The sequence below is a fragment of the Cognatishimia activa genome (assembly GCF_026016445.1).
Lineage (GTDB): Bacteria > Pseudomonadota > Alphaproteobacteria > Rhodobacterales > Rhodobacteraceae > Cognatishimia > Cognatishimia activa_B.
Window position 1 is genome coordinate 647685 of the sequence record NZ_CP096147.1, and the last position, 24811, is coordinate 672495.

The window sequence follows — 24811 nt, forward strand, 5'->3', positions numbered from 1 at the left end:
GCTTACCAATGGCCGGTGTTGCCCATGCTGGTCCAAGGCTCCGCTGGCGGTAGGGCATCACCCATTTGCAGCAGCTCTACTGAGATATTGTCTGGTGAGCGCACAAAGGCCATGCGGCCATCATGTGGCGGGCGATTGATCAGGACGCCATTGTCCTGAAGGTGCTGACACATCTCGTAAATGTTCTCGACTTCATAGGCGAGGTGACCAAAGTGGCGGCCATCACTTGGCAGGCCGTCGTCACCATCCCAGTTATAGGTCAGCTCGACAGGGCATTCTTCTTGACCTTCCGGGGCCATAAAGATCAAAGAAAACCGGCCGCCTTCGTGGTCGATACGACGAGTTTCTTTCAAGCCAAGCAGGGCAAAGAATGCCATGGATTTCTCTAGGTCTTTCACTCGGACCATTGTGTGCAAGTAGCGCAGTTTCATTGGGAATCTCCTTTTCGTGGCCAGTCTAACCCGTCGATCACCAATGTCGAGCGCTGATTGTAATCGATTACATTTATTTGGTATCGACGCCAGCTCGAATGTTTATTTGGTATCTTTCGCTTTTGTGGCCACGAGATATAGCGTTGCTCTGGCAAAACAGTTATCAAATGAGTCTCTGACTTTGCTGAATCCCAAAGGAGGGCTCGGGTGCAGCAGTATCACGACGCTTTGCAAGCCATCTTAGACCGCGGCGAAACCACAACGGATCGCACCGGAACCGGAACGACATCCTATTTTGGCATGCAATGCCGCTATCCTTTGTCGGAGGGTTTTCCTCTGGTCACCACAAAGAAGCTACACCTGCGCTCTATCATACATGAGCTACTTTGGTTCCTAAGTGGTGATACCAACATTCGCTATCTGCAAGAAAACGGCGTGACCATCTGGGATGAGTGGGCGGACGAAAACGGCGATCTGGGGCCGGTCTATGGCCACCAATGGCGACGGTTCCCGGCACTTGAGGCCGTGGATGCCCCGGAGGGCGAAGAGCAACTTTATCGCAAGCGCACCGTGGATCAGATTGCTGATCTTGTGGAGATGATTAAGACCTCTCCCAACAGTCGCCGCCTGATCGTTTCTGCCTGGAACCCTGCGGATGTGCCTGACATGGCGCTGCCCCCATGTCATACGCTGTGGCAGGTGAAAATCCTTGGTGGGAAGCTGCACCTTCAGCTTTATCAGCGCTCAGCTGACATGTTCCTCGGTGTTCCATTCAACATCGCGAGCTATGCACTGCTTCAGGTGATGCTGGCCCATGTAACGGGTTATGAGCCCGGAGATTTTGTGCACACGATAGGGGATGCGCATATTTACTCCAATCACATGGAACAGGTGAAAACCCAGCTGTCACGCACACCAAAAGCGCTGCCAGAACTTCGCCTGAAGCGGGATGTGTCTTCGATCTTTGATTTCAAATACGAGGATTTTGAGATCGTGAATTATAATCCTGACGCCATCATCAAAGCGCCGGTTGCTGTCTAATGATTACTCTGATTGTCGGGCGCGATAAAAACGGTGCCATTGGGAAAGACAATGATATTCCATGGTACGCGCCGGAAGATTTAAGTTTTTTCAAAGGCGAGACCCTTGGCGGCGCCGTGGTCATGGGGCGCAATACCTGGGATAGCCTGCCGTTCAAGCCTCTGAAAAATCGTCTGAATATTGTGGTCAGTTCTCAAGAGGGGCTGGGAGATATCACGGTTCCTTCCGTCGAAGCGGCGATTGATGCTGCGCATGCTGCTGGTTATCAGCGCATTTACAGCATGGGTGGTGCCGGAATTTACAAAGCTATGTTGCCTCTGGCAGATCGGCTGCTGATCACCGAGGTCGATGTTGAAGTGGATGCGCCCGACACGTTCTTCCCAAGTTTTTCGGATAATGAATGGGTGCTGGCCCATAGCCGCCCTTTGCGTGAGGCTGATCCGAAATGCGAACTTACCGAATACTTCCGCAAGCGTTAGGGCATCTGAGACGATTCAAAAATGTCACGCTTTCGCTGAAAGCGTCACTCTAAGAGCTGAGCGGAGTCGCAAAAATTGACTGAATCTCAAAATCTTGTAGTGTGAAGCTGCGCTAAAACACCTGAATAACATTGAGCAGTTCGAATAGAGAAAAGGTGACCAGATGTTAAAGAAATCGCTGTTGATTGCAGCCTTGGTCGCGGTAGCCGCGCCTGCGCATGCAACCTGCGTGATCTTCCCGTGCAAAATTAAGGAAGATCCAATTGTTGAATTCATTCCTGTTCCGCCACCGCAAACCCCATCAGGTTGCGTGTACCGTACAGCGTCTTCCAGCCAGAACCTTTGCCCAGCAGGTCTGCAGCCTGTTCAAGCCGGTGGAATGGTCAGCTGCGGTGTGCCTGTTGCGGGCGAAATTTGCCACGAGCCGAAGCGTGTGAAGAAAGTTCACAAGAAGCGCATCGTATGCCCGGTTGGCGAAAAAGGATGTTACACCACCCACTAAAGCCGGTGGCGTTCATTTGATTTATGGGGAAGTGAGTGGGGCGTGAAATACGCCCCGCGCGTGCTTATGATACTTTGAGATCAGTCGCCATCTGGCGGCCGTCACGACCTTCCGACAGCTCGAACTCAACTTTTTGGTTGTCGGCAAGGCCAGTCAGACCAGAACGCTCAACCGCAGAAATGTGAACAAAAACGTCTTTGCCGCCTTCATCCGGTGCAATAAAGCCGTAGCCTTTGGTTGTGTTAAACCATTTTACGGTGCCACTTGGCATACCGTCTCTCCTTCTACTTCAAACAGTCGCCCCGATCTTCTGGGGTGCAGCACCTTTCCAATGGCCCGAATGTCTGAATTGGCGAAATCGAGCAAGCGAAACAAAATGCCACGGGCGAATGATTGCACGGACAATGTAAAAAGCAAGCAAAACAAAGCCTAATTCCTAAGGCTTACCTAAGGTCAACTTCAATAAGGGGTATCTGAAATGCAACTTTATGGTCTGAAAAACTGCGATACCTGCCGTAAGGCACTGAAATCTTTACCGACTGCGGTGCTGGTGGACGTGCGTGCGGAAGGTGTACCTGCAGAGATCCTTGAAAGAGCACATGCCGAATTTGGCAGCGCTTTGCTGAATACGCGGTCAACCACATGGCGTCAGCTTTCTGCAGAAGAGCGCGCAAAACCTGAATTGACGCTGTTGTCTGAACACCCAACGCTAATGAAACGCCCGCTGATTGATCGTGACGGGGAATTATTTCTAAGTTGGAGCAAAGAGGTGCAGGCCGCCTTGGCGTAACGCCTTCCTCTGCCTATGTCGAGCTACAGAGATAGGAGAATGGGATGAGAAACGCAGCTTTGGTGCTGGGGATTATTGCCGGAATCACGGGTATGATCGTGGGCTTTTTCGGCTGGGGCTATACTGCTGCCATTGAAAGCTGGGGCGAGCTTGAAGGGATTGCAGAGCAGGTCGACAATGTCGAATTAATCCGGAGCACGTCTTTGATGGCTCCCATGCTCGCCATCGCAGGTGGCGCAATGGCGCGGGCTCGTGCGCTCTGGGGCGGGCTGCTTTTGCTGGCGTCGGCAGTATGGATGTATGTGGGATTTGGCTTCAACGTCTTTACGATGTTCCCGATTGCTTTTGCGGGCCTCGCCGGGGTTCTTGCGGTGGCCGCAGGCAAACCCGACGAGGAAAAGGCGCATTTCTAAGAGATCAAGCTGCCGCTGTTTCTGATTTGCGTCCCGCAAGGATGCGGTCTAGTGACAGAGGGCCTGCGCCCTTGATCACTAGCAGCAAAAGTACGAAGACCCAGAATGCACGTTGGTCCATGATGTGCGCATCAGAGATGCGGTCAAACCAACTGCCGATGGTGTCCGCGTCAGCGCCGTGGCCGTAGATGTCGGTCAAAGATTGCATGATCACGAAGCCGATCATGCCCAGAGATGCGATGCGGGTCAGAAGGCCAATCACAATCAGGGCAGGCAGAATAAATTCCGTCACTGTGCCCGCAAATACCACAGCCCAGTGGAAGATGCTGAGGGCACTGGTGTTGTAACTTACGGCTTCCAAAGCCTTCGGGAAGATCTGCGCATAGGCGCCAACTGACGGGAAAAGGAAGCCAAAGAAACCATCACCCAGTTTGGTAAGGCCTGAGTTCCAATAGTAGAACAGTAGCACAGCGGCAAAAATCAGGCGGGCCAGGGTAGGCAGCAGCCAATCCTGTCTGTCCAGCCGATCAAAGATGGCGTTGTGCAATGAAATCAGCATGTTCATAGTCAGTCCTCGTTCTTAATTTCGATGATGGCGCCATGGGTCAGTAAAAGACCCAGAACAGCTCCAAGATCGAAGTCCTCTGCCAGCTCCGCCGCGGTTTCTGTGGCTTTGCCCAGGGTTTCTCCCTTTTGAATGGCAGAGATAAAAGTTGCGCCACCCGCGGGGAGCGGATGCGGGGTGGGATCAAACTCAGGTCGCATGATCACAACGTTCTGCGCCTGAGCCTGGGGTTGGGGATGACCTTCATAGGTGTTGAAGGCCCAGATATCATAGATCGGCCAATGTGAGCGTAAGACCTCAAGCGAAGGCGCAAGAGTCATGCGAACATTGGGCAGTATTTCAGGTGCAATTTGAGCGAGCGCATCACCTGCCACACCTGTGCTGTCTGCTGCATGATAGCTACGGCGTAACGCCAGCTCGATTTCAGCCACATCACCCAGATAACCCAGATGCTGCAATGGCTGAAACTCTCTCAGAAACTGAGGGAACGCGGCTCCATAGTGCATCATAACGGGTGCGGAAGGCGGAGATTGGCGCAGAAACAACCCAGCGATGGGTTTGAAGTTCGCTTCGCCTAGAAGTTTTGCGATGACAGGAAAACCTGTTTCGAGCGCCTCTGTGAGCGAAACCGCGACGTTATTGCGATAGACGCTGAAACGGCGGCCCGCTGGTTGATCATGGCCATCAAGCAGTCCGCTGGGCACCTCATGAGATGCATCCAGCATGGCGGCCCGGAATTCGGTTTGCGTCACACTCATGCTGGCACCGTGATGTTCGCAAGCGCTGTTGCGGCCCGATCTGCCTCGGCAGAAAGCACGGGCCACTCTGGAACATCGGTATCCCATTCAATCAGGATCGGGCGGGGCCCAGATAGGGCCAGAGTGTGATCAAGCAGGGCCCAAACCGGGTCAACGACTTCAGCACCGTGACTGTCGATCAACAGAGGTTTGCCGTGATCATCTTCGTCTTCATCATGGCCGCCAAGGTGGATTTCTCCAACCTTATCAAGCGGGTATTCGTTGATGTAGTCGCGTGGATCATATTCGAGGTTCGTGGCCGACACGAATACATTATTCACGTCCAAAAGCAGGCCACAGCCTGAACGTTCTGCGACTTCACGCAGGAAGTCTGGTTCAGACCAGGTGCTTTCGGCGAATTTCAGGTAGCTTGAGGGATTCTCAAGCATCATCTGACGGCCAATCGTGTTTTGAAGCTGATCGATATGATCGGCGACACGGGTGAGCGTCTCTTTGGTGTAAGGCAATGGCAGCAGGTCGTTGAAATAGCTACCGTCATGGGTGGACCAAGCGAGGTGTTCGGAGAACACCGTCGGGTTCAGCCATTCAACCAAGTGTTTCAAGCGTGCAAGGTGTTCTGGATCAAGTGGGCTTTCACCACCGATCGACAGGCCTACACCATGCACAGAAATTGGAAATTCTTCGGCCAGATGACGCAACTGCGCAAGTGGTCGGCCTCCCATGCCCATGTAGTTTTCTGCGTGAATTTCCAACCAACCCACAGATCCCGGATTATCCAGAATATCGGCAAAGTGCTGAGCTTTATAGCCAACACCCGGCTTATGGGGAAGAGAGGGAAATTTCTGAGCAGTATCAAGCATGTTCAGGTCTTTCTTGGGTGCCCTAGAGGGCAGAAAGGCTCCGCCCGAGGGGAGCGGAGCCAGTGAAGCTTACGTGAGAGCCTTATGCTGGCAGGTCACGATCCAGTGCTTCCAGGGAGCCCATGCGGGCTTTGCCGTCTGCCATTGCAGGCAGTTCGATCTTGTCGCATGTGCCCGCGTCAACCAGTGTCCACGCGTTGCCTTGGTAGTCTACAGTGGATGTGCCGGCGCATGTTGTGCCTGGGCCAGCTGCGCAGTCGTTTTTACCTGCCAGAGAAACGCCGTAGCATTTTTCTTTGTCCATTGCGTGTGCAGTGGTGGAAGTAACTGCAGTCATTGCTGCTGCGACGGAAGCTGCTGCTGCCAGTGTTTTTACGGTCTTAGACATAATCATGTTCCCTAAATCAGGTTGTTCATTTTTGCCGCTCTTGTCGGCATGACTGGACTCTAGCCGTTCACTGTCTCACTTCTCCAATAACGCATTCGTGGGTCACGGTCGTGTTATCTGGTGTGATCAATCTTAGGGGAAAATGGCTTAAAATAAAGGAAAAGCCGGATCATCTGACCCGGCTTTTTACATAACTGTCGTGAGAAATGTTACAAACGCTTAGCGTAGGTCTGGCGGAGTAGCCTCTGCTTTCAGGCTTGTAACAATTTCGTCGAGCGTCTGGACCTTGGTTTGCTTCTCACCCAGGCGGCGCACCGTCACAGAGCGATCTTCAACCTCTTTTTTCCCGCAGGCTAAGATCACCGGCACTTTGGCGACAGAGTGCTCGCGGACTTTATAGTTGATCTTCTCGTTACGCAGATCAGCCTCAGCACGCACGCCTACCGCTTTTAATGCTTCGACAACTTCAAGGCAGTAGTCATTGGCGTCCGAAACAATCGCAGCAACCACAACCTGACGCGGGGCCAGCCAATATGGCAGCTTGCCTGCGTGTTCCTCGATTAGAATACCGATGAAACGCTCAAACGACCCGAGTGTCGCGCGGTGCAACATGACAGGGCGGTGTTTTTCACCATCCGCGCCAATATATGTTGCGTCCAAACGTTCTGGCAGGTTTGCATCAACCTGAAGAGTGCCGCATTGCCAGTTTCGACCAATCGCGTCGGTCAAAGTGAATTCAAGCTTCGGGCCATAGAAAGCGCCTTCGCCTTCGAGGATTTCAAACTCGTGGCCCGCCGCTTTACAAGCATCGCCAAGGGCTTTCTCCATCTCGTCCCAAGTCTCATCAGAGCCGATCCGCTGTTCCGGACGGGTAGAGAGCTTGATGGTCCAATCATTAAAGCCTAGGTCGCTGTAGATCTTCGACAGAAAGTCGATGAAGATTTTTGTCTCGGACGTGATCTGATCATCGGTACAGAAGATGTGGCCATCGTCCTGAGTGAAGCCGCGTACCCGCATGATCCCATGAAGCGCACCTGAGGGCTCATACCGCGCACAGGAGCCGAACTCGGCCATACGCAACGGCAGATCGCGATAAGATTTCAGACCCTGATTGAAAATCTGCACGTGACACGGGCAGTTCATCGGTTTCAGAGCATTCACGGCCTTTTCGCGCGCGTGATCCTCATCCACTTCAACGATAAACATGTTTTCCTGGTACTTGTCCCAGTGGCCGGATTTTTCCCAAAGCTTGCGGTCCACCACCTGTGGAGTGTTCACCTCTACATAGTCGCCTTTGCGCTGCGCGCGGCGCATGTAGTCCTGCAGCTCGGTATAAACAGTCCAACCATTCGGGTGCCAGAAGACCTGGCCCGGTGCCTCTTCCTGCATGTGGTAGAGGTCCATTTCACGGCCCAGGCGACGGTGATCGCGCTTTTCAGCTTCCTCTAGGAAGGTGAGGTGCTTTTTCAGGTCTTCTTTGTTTTTGAAAGCCACACCATAGATACGCTGCAGCATCGCGCGGCTGCTATCGCCGCGCCAATACGCGCCAGCCACGGACATCAGTTTGAAAGCATCCGCTGGCACCTGACCTGTGTGCTGCAGGTGAGGGCCGCGGCAAAGATCCTGCCACTCACCGTGCCAATACATGCGTAGAGGCTCGTCGCCAGGAATGGCTTCAATCAGCTCTACTTTATATGGCTCACCACGATCTTCGTAGTATTTCACTGCAACTTCGCGCTCCCAGACCTCAGTGCGGACGGGATCGCGCAGATTGATGATCTCTTTCATCTTCTTTTCGATGAGGCCGAGATCTTCTGGTGTGAAGGGCTCTGCACGGTCAAAGTCATAGTACCAGCCGTGTTCGATCACTGGGCCGATCGTGACTTTGACGTCTGGCCAAATCTCTTGCACAGCGCGGGCCATGATATGGGCGCAGTCGTGGCGAATGAGTTCCAGCGCTTCGGCGTCATTGTCTTTCAATGTGTTGATTGCGATGGAGGCATCTGCCTCGATTGGCCACGCAAGGTCCCAATGTTGACCATCAACAGTCGCAGAGATCGCTTTTTTTGCAAGGGAGGTCGCGATGGATGCGGCGACTTCGCCAGGTGTTACACCTGCGTTGTAAGATCGTGCATTGCCATCGGGGAAAGTCAGGGAAATCTGGGTCATTGCCAGAAGCTCCTCGTCAGTTTGGCGCCTACAGAACGCCCGGTTGCGGGTATGTGGTTCGCCCCCTAGATGCTTTGCCCGATGCGCTAAGTCAAGTCGTGGAAAGTGCTGATGTTAGAAATCGTTTTTTCTGCGCTTCGATTGCGCCTAACATAAAGGGGAACATCCCAAATTGGAGGCGCAAAAAATGGCTGATTTTAACACTAGCTTTGAATTAAACGTCGAAGATGTGGAGTTGATCGAAATGGCATTGCGCAAGACCAAAGCGCTGATGGCGCGACCGGATCTGGATGAGACCCTCGGTGAAGACGCCATTCAGGACCGCGATCAGACTTTGCACCAAATTCAAGACCTTCTGGGGCGAATGCATAATCAGAAGGTCTTTTATCGGCCTAAGAATGAAGTCTATATCGGCGGGTAAGACCGAGGACAGAGGGGCACAAAAATGACGCAGGCAAAATTCCTTGAAACCAAACAGGGCCGGACGCTGGCCTATCACAAGACCGAAGGCCGTGGGCCGTGCGTCGTGTTTATGGGCGGACTGAAGTCCGACATGGAAGGAACCAAGGCGATCCATCTGGAAGCCTGGTGTCAGAGCCAAGGTCGTGCCTTTCTGCGGTTTGACTATTCTGGCCACGGGGAAAGCTCTGGCACCTTTGAAGAAGGCTGCATCGGGGATTGGCATGAGGACTCTCTAGAGGCCGTGAACGCGCTTGTGGATGGGCCATATATTTTGGTTGGGTCTTCGATGGGCGGCTGGCAGTCACTTTTGCTGGCTCGCGCGCAACCTGAGCGTTTGGCTGGGTTGGTCACAATCGCAGCAGCGCCTGATTTTACAGAAGATAGCTATTGGGCGGGTTTTGATGATGCTCAAAAGGCTGCTCTGGAAAGCGTGGGGCGTGTCGAGCTGCCAAGTTACTATATGGAGCCATATATCATCACCAAACGCATGATCGAAGATGGTCGCAAGCAGCTGGTTCTGCGGTCGCCACTTAAACTCGGTTGCCCGGTGCGGTTCCTACAGGGCACTGCGGATACAGCTGTTTCAACCGAAACCGCGTTGCGACTGCTTGAACATGCGGAGGGGGAGGATATACGTCTGACGCTTGTGAAAGATGCAGATCACCGGTTCTCTGATGAAGCTTGCTTGGCGCTTATTGAGACGGCGGTGCAAGATGTAACACCAGACGAGGTGCGCTAGATGACCGAGCCCTTGGTTCTTCTGCCGGATCTTCTGTGTGATGCTCGTTACTTCGGACCTCAACTTGCAGAGCTTTCCGCTGATTACACTCTTATGACTGTTCCGCTGGGGACGTCTGGTAGAATGTCGGATTTAGCCGACATGGTTCTTGCGCGAGCCCCAGGCCAGTTTGGTTTGATTGGTGCAGGGCTTGGTGGTGTGGTCGCAATGGAAATTCTGGCCCGTGCGCCAGATCGTCTATCTCGGCTCGCTTTGATATCCGCCTCACCGCTGCAAGAAAGCCCTTTTGGAGCAATGGCTTATGAACCAATGCTCGTTACCGCGCGCTCAGGTCGGTTGGCCGAAGTCGTGTCAGAGCTTTTCGGTGTTTCTGAAGAGGAAGCAGAGGGACAGCTTCTCCCACTTCTGCAGGATATGGCAACAAACGTTGGATTGAGTGCTTTCGTCAATCAAGTGCGCGCGTTGCAACGGCACCGAGATATGCAATCGGTTCTGCGTAAGGCCACATGCCCGGTTCAGGTGATTTGTGGAGAAGACGACGCATTGATTCCGGTGAAACGCCATCAAGTGATGACGGATTTTCTCACTGATGGAGAACTCTCCATCATTCCCCAAGCCGGTCATGTGCCAACGCTGCAAAACCCAGAAGCCGTAACGCAGGTTCTGCGTCACTGGGTATCTCGGCCATTACAGCTCAGGCATTAACCTTAAGCAGCAGCGTTCTTATTTGCCGCTTTCTTTGCATTCTTCACGGACGCCGGGCGATTGGCGTTGATGAAGTCCAGAACCAATGGGCGGATATTGTTACGCCAGCTCTTGCCAGCGAAAATACCGTAGTGGCCCGCTTCAGGTTCTAGGTGGCTTGCCTTTTTGTCGTCAGGCAAACCTGTCAGTAGATCAAGCGCCGCCACACATTGGCCAGGTGCCGAAATATCGTCTTTCGCGCCCTCAACGGTTTTCACCGCAACGGTCGTGATCTTACCGATGTCGACTTTGTGGCCGTTTACGGTGAATTCGTTTTTAGCAATCTCGCCGTTTTTAAAGATACGTTCGACGGTGGACAGATAGAATTCCGCAGGCATATCCATGACAGCCAGATATTCATCATAGAAACGGTTGTGCGCGTCGTGATCGGAGGCTTCACCTTTCATCACGCGGGTGATCTGATTGGTGAAAGCCTGAGAGTGACGCTCTGCATTCATCGACATGAATGATGCCAGCTGCAACAGGCCTGGATAGACCTTGCGGCCAACGCCAGCATATTTAAAGCCGACCCGCTGGATCATTGTTTCTTTTAATTGATCCATGGAAACCCGATCACCAAAATCGGTCACATCGGTAGGGGTTGCGTTTGGATCAATTGGACCGCCAATTAGGGTCAGCGTTTGTGGCTGCGCTTTCGGATCTTGCTCTGCCAGATAAGCCGTTGCCGCTAAGGTCAGTGGGGCAGGCTGACAAACAGCAATCACATGAGTATCTGCGCCCAGCTCTCGCATGAAATCCACCAGGTAAAGTGTGTAATCTTCTACATCAAATTTACCAGCTGAAACTGGAATATCGCGCGCGTTGTGCCAATCTGTAACAAAGACTTCACAATCAGGCAGTAGTGAGATCACCGTAGAACGCAGAAGCGTTGCATAGTGACCAGACATCGGTGCAACCAGCAGAACCTGTTTGCGGCGACGTTCACGGCCCAGAACGGAAAAATGAATCAGATCACCAAAGTCGCGTTCAATGACAGTTTTGACTTGAACAACATGATCTTTGCCATCTTCGCAGGTGAAGGAATGAATTCCCCAGTCTGGTTTAGTCACCATGCGGGCAAAGGTGCGTTCGGTTACCTCTCCCCAAGCACCGAACCATTGAAGGGCAGGGTTGGGAACCAAGGAAAATAGGGGGTAGGCCGCCATGGCTTGTGCAGACGCGCCAAGCCATTGATTAGTGTTCCGAAAGGATTCCATCATATCGTACGTGGCCATGTAACGCATTGGCGTCTCCTCATTTTCCCCGCTATTCTACGAGGTATTATGGCCGACTCCCCTCGGCCCTACACAATTGCTGCGTAGCAGCGACGATAAGGTCTGGTGATACATATGACAACTGAAGACAATGCCGCAGTTGCGAAATACGACGAACTCAACAAGAATTTGGAGAAAGTAGAAGAGCTTTCACAACGTCTGGTTGAGGTTATGAGCAATCATAATCCCGTCAGGCGCGAGCTTACGGCACCGAATCATGATGTTTTCACAAATGCCGCCACAGCCTATTGGTCAGAAATGATTGAAAACCCGACCAAGGTTTTTGAGCAACAAATGGAATTTTGGGGAAAGTCCGTTAAGCATTTCGTCGATGCGCAGCAGATGCTTGCGCAAGGCAAACTGGAAGCACCAGAAGACAACACACCAACAGACCGTCGCTTTTCCAATCCACTTTGGCAGACCAACCCATACTTCAATTTCATCAAACAACAATACATGATGAACGCTGAAGCAATCCGTAAGTCTGTGGAAACTATAGAAGATTTACCACAGAAAGAACGGGCTCGGCTTAAGTATTTTTCCAATCAGATCGTTGATATGATGGCGCCGACCAATTTCCTGGGTACCAATCCAGACGCCCTGGAAAAGGCCATGGAGACCGAAGGGCGATCTCTGATTGCAGGGCTCGAGAACCTGATCCGCGACCTTGAAGCCAACAATGGCGAATTGATTGTGAAGCTTGCTGACGAAAGCGCGTTTGAGCTTGGCAAAAACGTTGCAACGACACCAGGTAAAGTGGTTTTCCGTAACCGAATGATGGAACTACTCCAGTATTCTCCGTCCACAGAAGAAGTTCATGAGATCCCTCTGGTGATCTTCCCGCCTTGGATTAATAAGTTTTACATTCTGGACTTAAAAGAAAAGAACAGTCTGATTAAATGGCTGGTTGATCAGGGTTACACTGTTTTTGTCGTCAGTTGGGTGAACCCAGATCGCTCCTTTGCCGATGTTGGCATCGAGGACTACATCGAAGACGGCTATTTGACGGCGATTTCCGAGGTCAAAAAGCTCACAAAGCAAAAGCAAGTGAATGCCGTAGGCTATTGCATTGCCGGCACAACGCTGAATTTAACTTTGGCATTGATGAAAAAGCGCGGTGATAAGTCGGTGAAATCCGCGACATTCTTTACTACGCTGACAGATTTCTCCGATCAGGGTGAGTTCACACCCTTCCTGCAAAATGATTTCGTTGATGGCATCGAAGCCGAGGCTGCAGAACACGGTCTTCTGCGGTCGTTTATTATGCAGCGCACCATGAGCTTCCTTCGGTCCAATGACCTTATCTATGGCCCGGCCATTCGCAGCTATATGTTGGGCGAAACCCCACCGGCCTTTGATCTGCTCTATTGGAACGGCGATGGTTCCGGGCTGCCGGGTAAGATGGTCGTCGACTATCTGCGCCGCCTCTGTCAGGACAATCAATTTGTGAATGATGGTATCGAGCTTTGTGGCGAGACACTTCATATCAGCGATGTCACCGTGCCGATCTGCGCCGTGACCTGTGAAACCGACCATATCGCGCGTTGGAAGGACTGCTACCGCGGCTTCCAGCAAACCAAAAGCCGCAATCGGACGTTCATTGTCTCGCAGTCCGGTCACATCGCAGGCATTGTAAACCCGCCCAGCAAAAAGAAGTATGGCCATTACACAAACAAGGATCTGAAATTGGATTCAGAAGAGTGGCTTGAGAAGGCGGAATTCACCGAGGGAACATGGTGGCCGCGCTGGGACACATGGTTGTCATCTAGTTCTGGAAAGATGGTTCCTGCACGCGAACCAGGGGATTCGGAGCATCCTCCGCTTGAAGACGCGCCGGGAAGCTACGTGAAAGTCCTTGCAACGCGTTGATTTCATTTGATTAGTTAAATTATTCTGCGATGCAGCAAAAAATATCTTGAAATGCTGCGTTGCAGAAAGCATATTGTCTTCAGACTAAGAAACCGCGGGATCGGCCCGCACATTTATTTAGGACCAAGACTATGGCTAAAACACAAGACATGACCGCCGTTCTGAAAGACATGATGGGCGCATTTCCAGTAGACACTTCCGCTCTGGACGACGCGTTCAAAAACGGCGCAGCACTGAACGAAAAACTGGCAGGTGTCGCTCTGGACGCGGCAGAGAAATCTTCCGAGATCTCTTCCAAGTGGACAAAAGACACTCTGGCGAAACTGGCAGATATGTCCAAAGCAAAAGCAGAGCCAGCTGACTACGCAAAAGCGCTGACAGACTTCGCTTCTGCACAGGCTGAAGTTGCTGCAGAAAACATGGCGGCATTCGCAGAAGTTGCGAAAAAAGTTCAATCCGAAACTGTTGAGCTGATGGTTACTGCTTCCAAAGAAGCAACCGAAGAAGCAACCGCAGCTGTTAAAAAAGCAACTGCAGACGCGACAGCGGCAGCGAAAAAAGCAGCGAAGTAATTTCGATGTGATTTTCGGGTGAATACCCAAATTGAGAAGGGCGTGCTTTCTGCACGCCCTTTCTTTTTGTTCTGCACTCGCATAAGGTTTTCTGCAACGCTGCATAAAAGGGAGGCTGCCTGTGGCTGAGACCAATTCGCCGCTGTTGATTAAGCGCTACGCGAGCCGTCGACTGTATAACACTGAAACCAGCGACTATGTCACTCTAGACGACATTGCAGCATTCATTCGAGATGGGCGAGAGGTTCAGATTGTTGATCTGAAAACTGGCGACGATCTGACCCGCCAGTATCTGCTTCAGATCATTGCAGAGCATGAAAGCCGCGGTGAGAATATGCTGCCGATTAACGTTCTGACCGACCTGGTGCGCTCATACACAACACAGGCGCAAAGCGTCGTTCCGCAGTTCCTGGCGCAAAGCTTTGAGATGTTTCGTGAGGGTCAAGAGAAGATGGTTGAGAACATGTCGACCATGAATCCAATGGCAGCGATGCAAGCTCAACAAGAAGCTTTCATGAAAGCCATGACCGGTGGTATGGCCAACTGGCCGAGTTCCCCTGAGCCGAATTCGGATAAAGCCGCTGCTGAACCTGAAGGCGAAGAAGAGGCGCTGGATGATATAAAGAAGCAGCTTGCAGATCTTCAGGATAAACTCTCCAAGCTTTCCTAAGAAAAGGGCCCCCGCAGGGGCCTTTTTTGTTTCTGCTTATTCCGCTGGAGCAGGAGACATCACGTCTTGAATAGCTGCCAAGAGAGTACCTGCAACGGCATCAAGTTCAGGCTTTTTCAAGCGCGCAGGCAAGCGCACGTCACAGGCCTTCATCAACATGGCACGCGTCTGAGGAAGTTCTGGTAAGTCTTTGATAAATTGCCAGTTCCAGAAAGCACGAGCGTTATCTTGTGACACCCCAAAGACCTGAACTTTCAAGCCGCGCGATTGCGCAGCAGATTGGAAGGCTGCGACCTGAGCATCGTCCATATCCACCAGATTAAACTGGATGCTATCCGGCGCGCGTTCTTCTGGATCGAGCTTTGGTGGCACAGACATCCAAGCACTGGTATTCAATTGATCCGCCACATAGTCGTGGTTAGCACGGCCATCACGGACGCGGCGCGCCAGCTCAGGAAGCTGTGGACGAATGATGGCAGCGGAAAGATTGGAGAGACGCAGATTGTACAGCGGCAGCTGGTTTTGCCATTTGGCAAAAGCGTTTTGCAGGTCTTCAGTGTTATCACCCGCGCGAGATTTGTGTTTCTGCCAATTGTGCTCATAAGCACCGGACATGATCACCATGCGCGCCACGAGGTCCGCATCATCACTGACCAGAATGCCGCCTTCGCCTGCGTTGATCAGTTTGTAAGATTGAAACGAGAAACAGCCGATCTTGCCGATGGTGCCGATGTTGCGCCCATGCCAGGTGGTGCCAAGGCTGTGCGCTGCGTCTTCGATAACGGGAATGCCTTTCTCATCACAGATCGCCATGATCGCATCCATATCTGAGGTATGGCCTCGCATGTGGCTGATGATCACGGCCTGAACGTCATCGATCTTCTTGGCGAAATCATTCATGTCGATGCGGTAGTTTTCACCGACCTCACAGAGCACGGGACTCAGGTCCGCATGGGCGATCGATGATGGCACCGCAGCGAAAGTGAAGCCTGGGATCAGGACTTTGGAATCGCGCGGCAGGTCCAGGGATTTCAACGACAGGAACAGCGCCGCGGAACAGGAGCTGACCGCCAAGGCGTATTTACTGCCCAGAAGCTCCGCAAATTCTGCCTCCAAAAGCGCGACAGGGGCATCTTCTGGTGCCGTGTAGCGGAAAAGATCACCCGTCTGCAGCAGACGCTCCACTTCTTCGCGGGCAGAGGCTGGGATCGGTTCGGCGGAATAAACGTCTGGTAGGGACATAGATTTGGCTTTTCTTAACACTCTCTTCCAGAATTCTAAATCTGAGCACAGGCAAAGACTAGTCCTAACCTCACGTTTAGGAGGGAAAAGATAACTTATTGCAGGGATGTCACGCGTTGTGGCCCTGGCGGAAAAAGTCGGCGATTTGATCTCCGATCACCTCATTCGCCAGCGGTTCATCTAGTGCGAGTAGTGCTTCTGAGACCTGCTGTGGGTCTTCCACAGTATCGCCACGTGTCAGGGCGAGGCCTTCGATCATTTCGGAGCCGAACTCTGGATGGGCCTGAAATGTCAAAGCACGATTGCCATAAAGTAGGGCAGCATGGGCGCAGAAATCATTAGAAGCCAAAGTGATAGCACCTTCTGGGGCTTCGATCACTTGGTCTTGATGCCAGGCATTCAAGGGCAGTTCAACACCGCCAAAGTCATAAAGCTTACGGCCAACGGCCCAGCCTTTGTCGAATTTTTCGACCTTGCCCCCCAAGGCCTGCGCGATCAATTGATGCCCAAAGCAGATGCCCACGACAGGGCGCGCCACAGTCACTGCTTCGCGGACAAAATCCTCTAAAGGCGCGATCCAGTCGTGATCTTCATAGACGCCATGTTTAGAACCACTGATCAGCCAGCCATCCGCCTCTTTGACGGACTTTGGGAACTCGTTTTCAAAGACACTATCGGCTTCGAACGTGAACTCTTGCCCGCCAAGCAACGTCATAAACATCGCATCGTAGTCGCCGGTCAGTTCTTGCAGGTTTTGCGGGAAAGCACCGCACATCAAAATTCCGATTTTCATCGCTGATCTCATCCGAATCCGTGAAGGTCAAAGCAAGGTCTTGCCACGACACGAGACGTCATGCCAGAGCCGCGGTTCACAATCGCCTGTGTGTTAGCGGATTAGGTTGAGCCGCAGTTTCAACTTGCTGCGCGCCGCGCGCGGAACGTGCCGGTTCAAGCGTTTGTTCATCAAACCAAAACAGCCGATCACCACCAAGGTCAGCAATATGAAATAGCCTGCCAAGATTGGGTAGGGGATGAACGGATTGAAGGTCTTATCCGCAAAGTAGTTTGCGTAGTAGAGCGCATCCCCCTGTTGGCGAAGAGCCGGGAAGCCGGAGAAGAAGACCAGCGTCGTGGCGTGAAACAGGAAGATCGCTTCGTTGGTATAGGCAGGCCAAGCCAGTCTCAGCATGGTTGGAAAGGTGATACGTTTGAAGCGCATCCAGCCCGTCATGCCATAGGCATCCGCAGCTTCAATGTCGCCCTTAGGTATGGACATAAGGGCGCCGTAGAAGATTTCTCCTGAGTAGGCCGCGGTATTGCAGAACAGCACAACCAGTGCCCCCAGCCAGGCTGAGGTGAAGGGATCAAAGAAACTTGATACGCCTTTCAGGCTCAGGAACAGGAAGTATCCAAAGAAGAACTGAATAAAGAGTGGGCTGCCTCGGAAGATAAAAATGAACCATTCGGCAGGCTTACGTAGTCTGGCATTTGGGCTTGATTTGGCGACCGCAAGGGCCACGGCAAGGACAAAGCCACTGATCAACGCCAAGATGCCAAAATAGATATTCCACATCATCCCAGAGCCAATGAGCGTGAAGTGCTCACATAGGCTGTATTCGCCGCGCGGTAAAAGACGCTCGCCATAGCCCAAAGACCGGAATGCATAGGCCTGGATGGTGTCCCAACAACTCATGCTGCGGCCTTTCTTTGTGCTTCACCAGCGGCTGTCGCCTGACCTTTGGTGAGCCGTTTCATCAGTTTATCAAGCACAATCTCTGAAACCCGAGTGAAACCGAGATAGAACACAAGTAATGCAAGGAAATACCACATCCGCCAATCACCGTGCGGGTAGTCGGTGAAACGAGGTGACTTGGTGCCGCCCAACTCACGCGCCCAGTACACGATGTCCTCTACGCCCAGCAAGAACAGGAGCGGTGTTGCTTTGATCAAGACCATCCAAAGGTTGGACAGGCCCGGTAGTGCGTAGACCCACATTTGTGGCACCAAAACCCGCCAGAAGGCCTGGCGGCGTGACATACCGTAGGCTTCTGCGGTTTCCATCTGGGCGTGGGGCACCGCGCGCATCGCGCCAAAGAGCACGTTCGCGGCAAAGGCACCAAAAACAATGGCGAAGGTCAGAACCGCTAAGAAAAACCCATAGGTTTCATGAACCCATTGAGGTGCGCTTCCCAAGGGCAGCTTTGCGGCTTCACAGACTACAAAGTCCACGCCCTGTCGCACTGGTTCATCCCATTCCGGGCATTTGACCTTATGCCTTAGCCATTCAAAGGCCTGGTCCAACGCAATAACGAAAAAGAGGAAGAATGCGATGTCAGGGACACCGCGCACAATGTTTGTGTAGCCCCAGCCAAACCACCGCAAAGGTGGAATGCGTGAACGTGTGGCTGTAGCGGCGCCAAAGCCAAAAAGTAGGGCAGTGGGGGCGGTGATTGCCAACAGCACCAGAACCACGAAGACGGACACATAAAGGCTCATGTGTTTGCCGGTGGTTAAGTAGCAGCTGAGCCAGCTTAGACCTTCAAGAGTGGAGGGATCGGTGCAGTAGGAAAACATCGCGGCCTTAAATTCATTTGGCCCGCAACCTAGATTGCGGGCCAAGATTTGGGATTAGGTTACCAAGTAGAGGAAACCTGCCACTTTTCGATCAGAACGTTCAAAGAACCATCTTCTTTCATCGAAGTGATCGCAGCATCGAATTTGCCGCGCAGTTCAGCGTCAGATTCACGGAAGCCCATGCCTACGCCGCCACCGATTGCTTCTTTGCGCTCCAGCATTACCAGACCGTCAGAACCGGCAACTGTGTCGAGGAAGGATTGGTCGGCCAGAACCGCATCCGCTTCGCCGTTGCGAACCGCTGCTACTGTTTCTTCTGGCGTCGCGAATTCGATCAGGGTCCAGCCCTGTTCAGCGATGAATGCTGCTTGAAGTGTAGACGCCTGCGCTGCGATGATGCCGCCTGCCAGATCAACGTCAGCACTTAGAGCAACGTAGGCAGATGGGTCTGGCGGGGTGTATCCCTGAGTGAAGTCGATGACTTCTTCGCGCTCATCGGTAATGGACATGCCCGCGATGATCGCGTCGTAGTTACCAGAGACGAGGTTAGGGATGATTGAATCCCAATCGTTCTTAACCCATTCGCAGTTAAGTTCTGCGCGTTTACACAACTCATCGCCAAGATCGCGCTCAAAGCCGTCGATTTCGCCGGCATCGTTCACAAAATTCCAAGGTTCATAGGCACCTTCGGTGCCGAGACGCACGACTGAGTGGCTGCCCGCGAACGCCATGCCCGCAGTAAGGGCCAGAGCGGCGGTGCCTAGGATCAGTTTTTTCATAGTGTCACTCCTGTTATAGTTTGTTTTTATGCATAAGCGGTTGAAGACAGGAACTGTTTCAACCGCTCGGATTTTGGAGCGCCAAAGAGTTGCTCTGGCGCGCCCTGTTCTTCAATCAGACCCTGATGTAGGAACACAACGTGGCTGCTGATATCAGCGGCCATTTTCATGTCGTGTGTCACGATCAGCATTGTGCGTCCTTCATCGGCGAGCGATTTGATAACCTTGATCACCTCTTGCTCAAGCTCAGGGTCCAAAGCTGAGGTCGGTTCATCAAACAACAGTGCCTGTGGCTCCATGCAAAGCCCACGTGCAATTGCTGCACGCTGTTGCTGACCACCTGACAGCTGAGCAGGGTAGACATCACATTTGTCGCCGATGCCGACGCGGGTCAGGTACCCGCGGGCTTTCTCTTCCACCTCATTGCGATCGCGTCCCAGAACCGTCACAGGCGCTTCCATAACGTTCTGCAAGATGGTCATGTGGGACCACAAGTTGAACTGTTGGAATACCATGGACAGATTAGTGCGGATGCGAAGCACCTGTTTGGCGTCGGCAGGTACGCGACCAGCGCCTGAGCCCTTCCATTTCACGGCCTCGCCGTTGAACAGGATATCGCCTCGCTGACTGTCTTCCAGCAAGTTCGCGCATCGAAGAATGGTGGATTTACCGGATCCAGAACTGCCAATCAGACTGACGACGTCGCCTTTATGTGCCGAAATGTCGACGCCTTTTATAACTTCTAGGCTGCCGTAAGCCTTGTGCAGGCCACGGATTTCGATCACTGGCGCAGTGTCAGACAAGTCAGATAATCCCCGTTAACTTTTTTTGTGCACTCAATTGCAACGAAAAAAATGGCAATTGCAACTCGCAAATCGACGAAATCTGACCAAATGATAACAAAATGACGGTCTTAGGCGTCGTCTTGTCGTCAAATCACGCACTATGGGAATTCTTTGGGGTGCCTGATGTCAGCTCACGCGTTGACGTGCCAACGCGCTGTCGCGGTCATTTACGCCAAGTAAGTTTGCGGCTAATCGCACCAAAGCATCTTCTTCTGCATCACGGGCGCCATCGGCCAGCACAACTTGCCAGAGCGCTTCGATCACACCGATCCGATCTTCATGTGACACCGCGTCTTTGATGGCGCGCGTAAAGCGCACTGTATCAGGGGCTTCTGTTTCTAAGGTTTCAGCTTCCTTGCGTAGGGCAGAGGCCTCAAACGGGGAAAGCGCGTAGCGCGCGGCTGTAATCCGGTCGATCCTCTCGACTTCTTCGGCCGCATAATCGCCGTCGGCGCGCGCAATGCGCACCAGAAGTGCAGTGAGTGCAAGACGCGCATCGGTGTCTTGAAGCGGGGCGGGTTCAGGCGCAGTGAGGCGCTTTAGCAAATCGGCAAACATATCTGTTAGATCGGTGTTCTTTCTAAGGACGTCAACCTTCAGGGAGCTGGGCTATCCTTTGGGTCGATACCCAAATGGTCTTCAATCTCATGCAGAGCAGCATCCTCTTCTGGTGTGTCACGGCCATCCGCCAAAATGACGTCCCAAAGTGCGTTCACGACTTCTAGTCGATGCGCATAGTCCACATGTTCGCGAATGATCAGGGCAAAATCCGGTGTGCCAGGGGCCTGCGCTTCTAGTTTTTCGCATGTCGCACGCATTTTTGCGGCTTCTACGGCATTGATATCGAACGATTTTGATAGAATGCTGTCGATTTCAGCAATTTCCGCGACGTGATATTCACGATCTGACTTCGCAACGCGCACCAAAAGTGCTCCAAGTGCCAGCTGCTCATCTGGTTCCGGTAGTGGCTTTGGCTCCGATGTTTTTCCCGTCAGGCGCGCAAGCAGTCCATCCCACATAATCTGTTCCCTGTTTTTTCTTCACTCTGCTTAAGTCGTTCGATTTTGGCAATCAAAACTAAGAACCGGGCTAGGGGGAAATTTCCTAAGAGGGACTTAAAAATGGAAATAACAACTTAGGTTTTGCGCTGCTTTAACCAAGGATGTTTAAGAATGGTAAAAAAGAGGTTTTTAAGTGCCATTCGTTTATGTGTATAGCCCAAGTGATTTCATTGGGGGGCTTCCTGATGAACAGGGCGCCGCCGCCGCTGGGTCAGGAAAGTTTGAACTGACACTTTCTCCGGATGCCTCTCCGACCTTGATTGAAATCGACGATGACGATTCAGTCTTTGATGAGGTCGACTACGGCCAGACAATTGCTGATGGTGTGAACCTCGATGGCACGAAATACGAAGCTGGTACCACCATTCATTCCGCCTATGACCTGATCAACACCTCAACAGGGCATCAGGTCACCAGTATCCATTTCGGAGGCACGGGATATGAACAAGGTGCCGTACATGGCCTAATTTCAAACGAACCTCTAGAGGCTGGAAAGTCTTACACGTTTAACTACGAACGCACGTCACACCAAAAGGCGAACAACTATGATAACTTTGTCGCTTGCTTTGTGGCAGGCAACCAAGTGCGCACTCAGGCTGGGGATGTGAATATAGAAAATCTGCGGCCCGGCCAGCTGGTTGAGACAATTGATGGTGCTAACCAGACTGTACGTTTGGTTTTGAAGCGAGAACTTTCTGCCGCTGATCTGGAAAATACAAACTTGCGCCCCGTTCGAATTACGGCGGGGGCCATGGGGCAGGGGTTACCGCATCGCGATCTTTTGGTATCGCCGCAGCACCGAATGCTGGTCAGCGGCCCAACTTGTTTGCGCGTGTTCGGCGAAGACGAAGCTCTTGTGTCTGCCCGAAAACTGACGGAGCTGCCCGGTGTCTATGTCGATATGGACGTAGAGCACGTCACCTATGTGCATCTCGTCTTTGATCAGCACGAGATCATCTACGCCGAAGGTGCGCCGAGCGAGAGTTTTTTCTTAGGCGCACAGGCCATCGACAGCCTTTCAGAGGATGCCCGCGAGGAACTAATGCAGTTGTTTCCTGATTTCGCGGTGTCCGACCATGACATTGAAACCGCGCGGGCCATTCCGAAGGGCAAGGCGCAGACCAATTTCGTGAAACGGCTTCTCAAGAACGCGCAAACGCCCTTAAGCCCGATAGCTGAGAGTTAACAAAAAAACGCCGCGATTTGCGGCGTTTCTTCTTTTTACTGTGGTTAAGATCAAACCAGGCGAGAGTTCTCTTTCGCAGCCCTGACAAAATCTTTGAACAGTGGATGTGGATCAAAGGGTTTGGATTTCAGTTCTGGGTGGAACTGAACGCCGATGAACCAAGGGTGGTCTTTCCATTCCACGATTTCAGGCAGACGGCCATCTGGGCTCATCCCGGTGAACTGAAGCCCCGCTTTTTCAAGCTGTTCACGGTATTTGATATCCACCTCATAGCGGTGGCGGTGACGCTCATCGATCGCGGTGGTCCCGTAGACATTTGCGACGTTTGAACCCTCGGTCAGAGTGGCGTTGTAGGCGCCCAGACGCATGGTGCCGCCTTTGTCGTCGTCCGCTTTGCGTTTGACTTTCGCGTTGCCCTGAACCCATTCCTTCAGGTGATAGACCACTGGCTCGAAGCGCTTTTTACCGGCTTCGTGGTCAAACTCTTCGGATCCCGCATCTGAAACGCCAGCCACGTTACGTGCCGCTTCAATCACGGCCATCTGCATGCCGAGACAGATGCCGAGGTATGGGACTTTGTGTTCGCGCGCAAATTGCGCGGCTTTGATTTTGCCTTCGGTACCACGCTCGCCAAAGCCACCTGGCACTAGGATCGCGTCATACCCTTCCAGATGAGGTGCCGCGTCGCCTTTGTCAAAGACCTCGGCATCCACCCAGTTCACGTTAACCTTCACCCGGTTGTGCATGCCGCCATGCACCAGTGCTTCTTTGATGGACTTATAGGCGTCTTCAAGCTGCGTATATTTGCCAACAATCGCGACAGAGACTTCACCGTCGGTGTTGTGAATACGGTCCTGAACATCGTGCCAACGTTCTAGATTTGGTTTTGGGGCAGGGGCAATGTCAAAGGCATCAAGAACTGCTTGGTCCAAACCTTCGTGGTGATAGGCCAGAGGTGCTTCATAGATCGATTTCAGATCATAGGCCGCCACAACGGCCTCTTTGCGTACATTACAGAAGAGAGCAATCTTCTCACGCTCCTTCTCGGGAATCGGCTGCTCAGAGCGGCAGACCAGAATATCGGGCGCAATTCCGATAGATTGCAGCTCTTTAACAGAGTGCTGCGTCGGTTTTGTTTTCAGTTCGCCAGAAGCCGCCAGATACGGCAGCAGCGTCAGGTGCATGAAGATACACTGGCCGCGAGGCTTGTCGTGGGTGAACTGGCGGATGGCTTCGAAGAATGGCAGGCCTTCGATGTCACCAACAGTACCGCCGATTTCGCAAAGCATGAAATCCACTTCGTCTTCACCAATTGAAATGAAGTCTTTGATCTCATTGGTCACATGCGGGACAACCTGAATGGTTTTGCCCAGATAGTCGCCCCGACGCTCTTTTTCCAACACATTGGAATAGATCCGGCCAGAGGACACAGAGTCGGTCATGCGGGCAGGGACGCCGGTGAACCGTTCGTAATGGCCAAGATCGAGATCGGTTTCGGCACCATCGTCAGTCACAAAGACTTCGCCGTGTTCAAACGGGCTCATCGTGCCCGGATCGACGTTCAGATATGGGTCCAGTTTCCGCAGGCGAACCGTATATCCGCGTGCTTGCAGCAGTGAGCCCAATGCCGCTGACGCAAGGCCTTTGCCCAGCGAAGAGACAACACCACCCGTAATGAAAATGAACCTTGCCATAGGTTTGGCATCCCCCGTGATTGCCACACGCTGCGTATTTGAGGCAGCGTGAAATTCCAAAAATGCGAGCACCCACGGCACAAAAATTGCCGTAGCATCACGGGACTCAACGTATAAAGGATTCGCTTGAACTTGGCAATGGGACCGCAAGATGCTGTTGCGGTCTCGCCGAGAAACTCAAGCTATGGTGGTTGGCCCCTTGGATTGCTCCAGCGGCCACCAAATGTGCTGTTTAGTTCGCTTTTGGCACCAGTGGTGCGTCGTCACCTTCTGCTGGCGGCAACAGGCTGTCTGTCGCCGGTGCAACGGGTGTCGCAGATGCTGGGGCCGTCAGGTCTGTACCCAAGCTGTCGATGACCGAATTACCTGCAGCGTTTTTCGCGGCGATAATGGTCAGTGTGATTGAGGTACAGATGAACGCTGCTGCCAGGATCCAGGTCAGTTTGCCAAGGGCTGTCGCCGCTGCGCGGCCAGAAACCGCGCCTCCGCCACCGCCACCCATGCCAAGGCCGCCGCCTTCAGAGCGTTGCATCAAGACGATGCCAATCAGGGCCAGCGCCAAAAGGAGATGGATGATGAGGACGACGTTTTCCATTAGAACCTGTCTTCTTGAGCGTTCGAATACTACAGCGCGCTATCTATGCAGTTTTACCGGCTAGGGCAAGGCGCTTTGTTGCAAAGCTTGCACCCTTTGATCCGGCCGC

The 24811-nt window shown here is 52.6% G+C and carries 30 protein-coding genes; 12 read left to right on the forward strand and 18 right to left on the reverse strand.

All coding sequences use genetic code 11. The annotated features are described in order from the left end of the window. Positions 1-2: 2 nt before the first annotated feature. Entirely contained in the window at positions 3-431 is a 429-nt protein-coding gene (locus tag M0D42_RS03160; protein WP_265020157.1) for a VOC family protein, read from the reverse strand. 207 nt (positions 432-638) lie between these two features. Here M0D42_RS03160 and M0D42_RS03165 point away from each other — a divergent pair, with 207 nt between their 5' ends. The 3 genes from M0D42_RS03165 to M0D42_RS03175 all read left to right on the forward strand — a co-directional run bounded on the left by M0D42_RS03165 (position 639) and on the right by M0D42_RS03175 (position 2453). Next, entirely contained in the window at positions 639-1472 is an 834-nt protein-coding gene (locus tag M0D42_RS03165) for a thymidylate synthase (protein WP_265020158.1), read from the forward strand. Continuing rightward, positions 1472-1951, forward strand: coding sequence for a dihydrofolate reductase (locus M0D42_RS03170; protein ID WP_265020159.1), 480 nt, complete (start codon positions 1472-1474; stop codon positions 1949-1951). The genes M0D42_RS03165 and M0D42_RS03170 overlap by 1 nt, the downstream gene beginning before the upstream one ends. Positions 1952-2114: 163 nt before the next feature. Further along, positions 2115-2453, forward strand: a complete 339-nt coding sequence (locus M0D42_RS03175; RefSeq protein ID WP_265020160.1) for a hypothetical protein — start codon at positions 2115-2117, stop codon at positions 2451-2453. 64 nt (positions 2454-2517) lie between these two features. Here the strand turns inward: M0D42_RS03175 and M0D42_RS03180 are convergent, their stop codons facing one another. After that, entirely contained in the window at positions 2518-2724 is a 207-nt protein-coding gene (locus M0D42_RS03180; protein WP_072793626.1) for a cold-shock protein, read from the reverse strand. A gap of 207 nt (positions 2725-2931) precedes the next feature. Here M0D42_RS03180 and M0D42_RS03185 point away from each other — a divergent pair, with 207 nt between their 5' ends. Beyond that, positions 2932-3243 (forward strand): ArsC/Spx/MgsR family protein, encoded by a 312-nt coding sequence (locus M0D42_RS03185; protein WP_265020161.1) that lies wholly within the window; start codon positions 2932-2934, stop codon positions 3241-3243. Positions 3244-3287: 44 nt separating this feature from the next. Next, positions 3288-3656: a hypothetical protein gene (locus M0D42_RS03190; protein WP_265020162.1), complete on the forward strand. Its 369-nt coding sequence runs from the start codon at positions 3288-3290 to the stop codon at positions 3654-3656. 4 nt (positions 3657-3660) lie between these two features. On the opposite strand, the gene M0D42_RS03195 is transcribed toward M0D42_RS03190, so the two are convergent. The 5 genes from M0D42_RS03195 to thrS all read right to left on the reverse strand — a co-directional run bounded on the left by M0D42_RS03195 (position 3661) and on the right by thrS (position 8396). Further along, entirely contained in the window at positions 3661-4221 is a 561-nt protein-coding gene (locus tag M0D42_RS03195; RefSeq protein ID WP_265020163.1) for a DoxX family protein, read from the reverse strand. Positions 4222-4223: 2 nt separating this feature from the next. Continuing rightward, positions 4224-4979 carry a DNA-binding domain-containing protein gene (locus M0D42_RS03200; protein ID WP_265020164.1) on the reverse strand — a complete coding sequence of 252 codons (756 nt, stop codon included), beginning with the start codon at positions 4977-4979 and terminating at the stop codon, positions 4224-4226. After that, positions 4976-5839 (reverse strand): DUF692 domain-containing protein, encoded by an 864-nt coding sequence (locus tag M0D42_RS03205; RefSeq protein ID WP_265020165.1) that lies wholly within the window; start codon positions 5837-5839, stop codon positions 4976-4978. Before M0D42_RS03205 ends, M0D42_RS03200 begins: the two co-directional genes overlap by 4 nt. A gap of 82 nt (positions 5840-5921) precedes the next feature. Further along, entirely contained in the window at positions 5922-6227 is a 306-nt protein-coding gene (locus M0D42_RS03210; RefSeq protein ID WP_265020166.1) for a DUF2282 domain-containing protein, read from the reverse strand. A gap of 219 nt (positions 6228-6446) precedes the next feature. Next, the gene (gene thrS / locus M0D42_RS03215) at positions 6447-8396 is read right to left on the reverse strand and encodes a threonine--tRNA ligase (protein WP_265020167.1); all 1950 of its coding nucleotides are present in this window, start codon (positions 8394-8396) and stop codon (positions 6447-6449) included. Positions 8397-8583: 187 nt separating this feature from the next. On the opposite strand from thrS, the gene M0D42_RS03220 reads away from it, so the two are divergent. The 3 genes from M0D42_RS03220 to M0D42_RS03230 are packed head-to-tail and all read left to right on the forward strand — an operon-like array spanning position 8584 to position 10302. Next, complete coding sequence (locus M0D42_RS03220; RefSeq protein WP_265020168.1) at positions 8584-8817, forward strand: hypothetical protein; 234 nt, start codon at positions 8584-8586, stop codon at positions 8815-8817. 24 nt (positions 8818-8841) lie between these two features. Further along, complete coding sequence (locus tag M0D42_RS03225) at positions 8842-9597, forward strand: alpha/beta fold hydrolase (protein WP_265020169.1); 756 nt, start codon at positions 8842-8844, stop codon at positions 9595-9597. Continuing rightward, positions 9598-10302: an alpha/beta fold hydrolase gene (locus M0D42_RS03230; RefSeq protein WP_265020170.1), complete on the forward strand. Its 705-nt coding sequence runs from the start codon at positions 9598-9600 to the stop codon at positions 10300-10302. A gap of 2 nt (positions 10303-10304) precedes the next feature. Here the strand turns inward: M0D42_RS03230 and phaZ are convergent, their stop codons facing one another. Continuing rightward, positions 10305-11585, reverse strand: a complete 1281-nt coding sequence (gene phaZ, locus M0D42_RS03235; RefSeq protein ID WP_265020171.1) for a polyhydroxyalkanoate depolymerase — start codon at positions 11583-11585, stop codon at positions 10305-10307. A gap of 105 nt (positions 11586-11690) precedes the next feature. Here phaZ and M0D42_RS03240 point away from each other — a divergent pair, with 105 nt between their 5' ends. From M0D42_RS03240 to phaR, 3 genes are all read left to right on the forward strand, one after another. Continuing rightward, complete coding sequence (locus tag M0D42_RS03240; RefSeq protein WP_265020172.1) at positions 11691-13484, forward strand: PHA/PHB synthase family protein; 1794 nt, start codon at positions 11691-11693, stop codon at positions 13482-13484. Between the two features lie 131 nt (positions 13485-13615). Then, on the forward strand, positions 13616-14056 hold the full coding sequence (locus M0D42_RS03245; RefSeq protein WP_265020173.1) for a phasin, PhaP: 441 nt from the start codon (positions 13616-13618) through the stop codon (positions 14054-14056). Between the two features lie 121 nt (positions 14057-14177). Next, positions 14178-14726 carry a polyhydroxyalkanoate synthesis repressor PhaR gene (gene phaR, locus M0D42_RS03250; protein WP_265020174.1) on the forward strand — a complete coding sequence of 183 codons (549 nt, stop codon included), beginning with the start codon at positions 14178-14180 and terminating at the stop codon, positions 14724-14726. Positions 14727-14762: 36 nt separating this feature from the next. Here the strand turns inward: phaR and M0D42_RS03255 are convergent, their stop codons facing one another. The 8 genes from M0D42_RS03255 to M0D42_RS03290 all read right to left on the reverse strand — a co-directional run bounded on the left by M0D42_RS03255 (position 14763) and on the right by M0D42_RS03290 (position 21185). Continuing rightward, positions 14763-15968, reverse strand: coding sequence for a DegT/DnrJ/EryC1/StrS family aminotransferase (locus M0D42_RS03255; RefSeq protein ID WP_265020175.1), 1206 nt, complete (start codon positions 15966-15968; stop codon positions 14763-14765). A gap of 109 nt (positions 15969-16077) precedes the next feature. Continuing rightward, on the reverse strand, positions 16078-16761 hold the full coding sequence (locus tag M0D42_RS03260) for a type 1 glutamine amidotransferase (RefSeq protein WP_265020176.1): 684 nt from the start codon (positions 16759-16761) through the stop codon (positions 16078-16080). A gap of 93 nt (positions 16762-16854) precedes the next feature. Then, a complete protein-coding gene (locus M0D42_RS03265; RefSeq protein ID WP_265020177.1) occupies positions 16855-17661 on the reverse strand; it encodes an ABC transporter permease in 807 nt (268 codons plus the stop codon). Further along, positions 17658-18542, reverse strand: a complete 885-nt coding sequence (locus tag M0D42_RS03270; protein WP_265020178.1) for an ABC transporter permease — start codon at positions 18540-18542, stop codon at positions 17658-17660. Before M0D42_RS03270 ends, M0D42_RS03265 begins: the two co-directional genes overlap by 4 nt. Before the next feature lie 59 nt (positions 18543-18601). After that, a complete protein-coding gene (locus tag M0D42_RS03275; RefSeq protein WP_265020179.1) occupies positions 18602-19321 on the reverse strand; it encodes a transporter substrate-binding domain-containing protein in 720 nt (239 codons plus the stop codon). A 26-nt stretch (positions 19322-19347) separates the two neighbouring features. Next, on the reverse strand, positions 19348-20124 hold the full coding sequence (locus M0D42_RS03280) for an ABC transporter ATP-binding protein (RefSeq protein WP_265020180.1): 777 nt from the start codon (positions 20122-20124) through the stop codon (positions 19348-19350). A 168-nt stretch (positions 20125-20292) separates the two neighbouring features. Further along, a complete protein-coding gene (locus tag M0D42_RS03285; RefSeq protein WP_265020181.1) occupies positions 20293-20724 on the reverse strand; it encodes a TerB family tellurite resistance protein in 432 nt (143 codons plus the stop codon). A 38-nt stretch (positions 20725-20762) separates the two neighbouring features. Then, positions 20763-21185, reverse strand: coding sequence for a TerB family tellurite resistance protein (locus M0D42_RS03290; protein WP_265020182.1), 423 nt, complete (start codon positions 21183-21185; stop codon positions 20763-20765). Positions 21186-21360: 175 nt separating this feature from the next. On the opposite strand from M0D42_RS03290, the gene M0D42_RS03295 reads away from it, so the two are divergent. Continuing rightward, on the forward strand, positions 21361-22413 hold the full coding sequence (locus M0D42_RS03295) for a Hint domain-containing protein (protein WP_265020183.1): 1053 nt from the start codon (positions 21361-21363) through the stop codon (positions 22411-22413). Positions 22414-22463: 50 nt separating this feature from the next. Here the strand turns inward: M0D42_RS03295 and M0D42_RS03300 are convergent, their stop codons facing one another. Beyond that, the gene (locus M0D42_RS03300) at positions 22464-24107 is read right to left on the reverse strand and encodes a CTP synthase (protein ID WP_265020184.1); all 1644 of its coding nucleotides are present in this window, start codon (positions 24105-24107) and stop codon (positions 22464-22466) included. A gap of 232 nt (positions 24108-24339) precedes the next feature. After that, a complete protein-coding gene (secG, locus tag M0D42_RS03305; RefSeq protein ID WP_265020185.1) occupies positions 24340-24702 on the reverse strand; it encodes a preprotein translocase subunit SecG in 363 nt (120 codons plus the stop codon). Positions 24703-24811 lie beyond the last annotated feature (109 nt).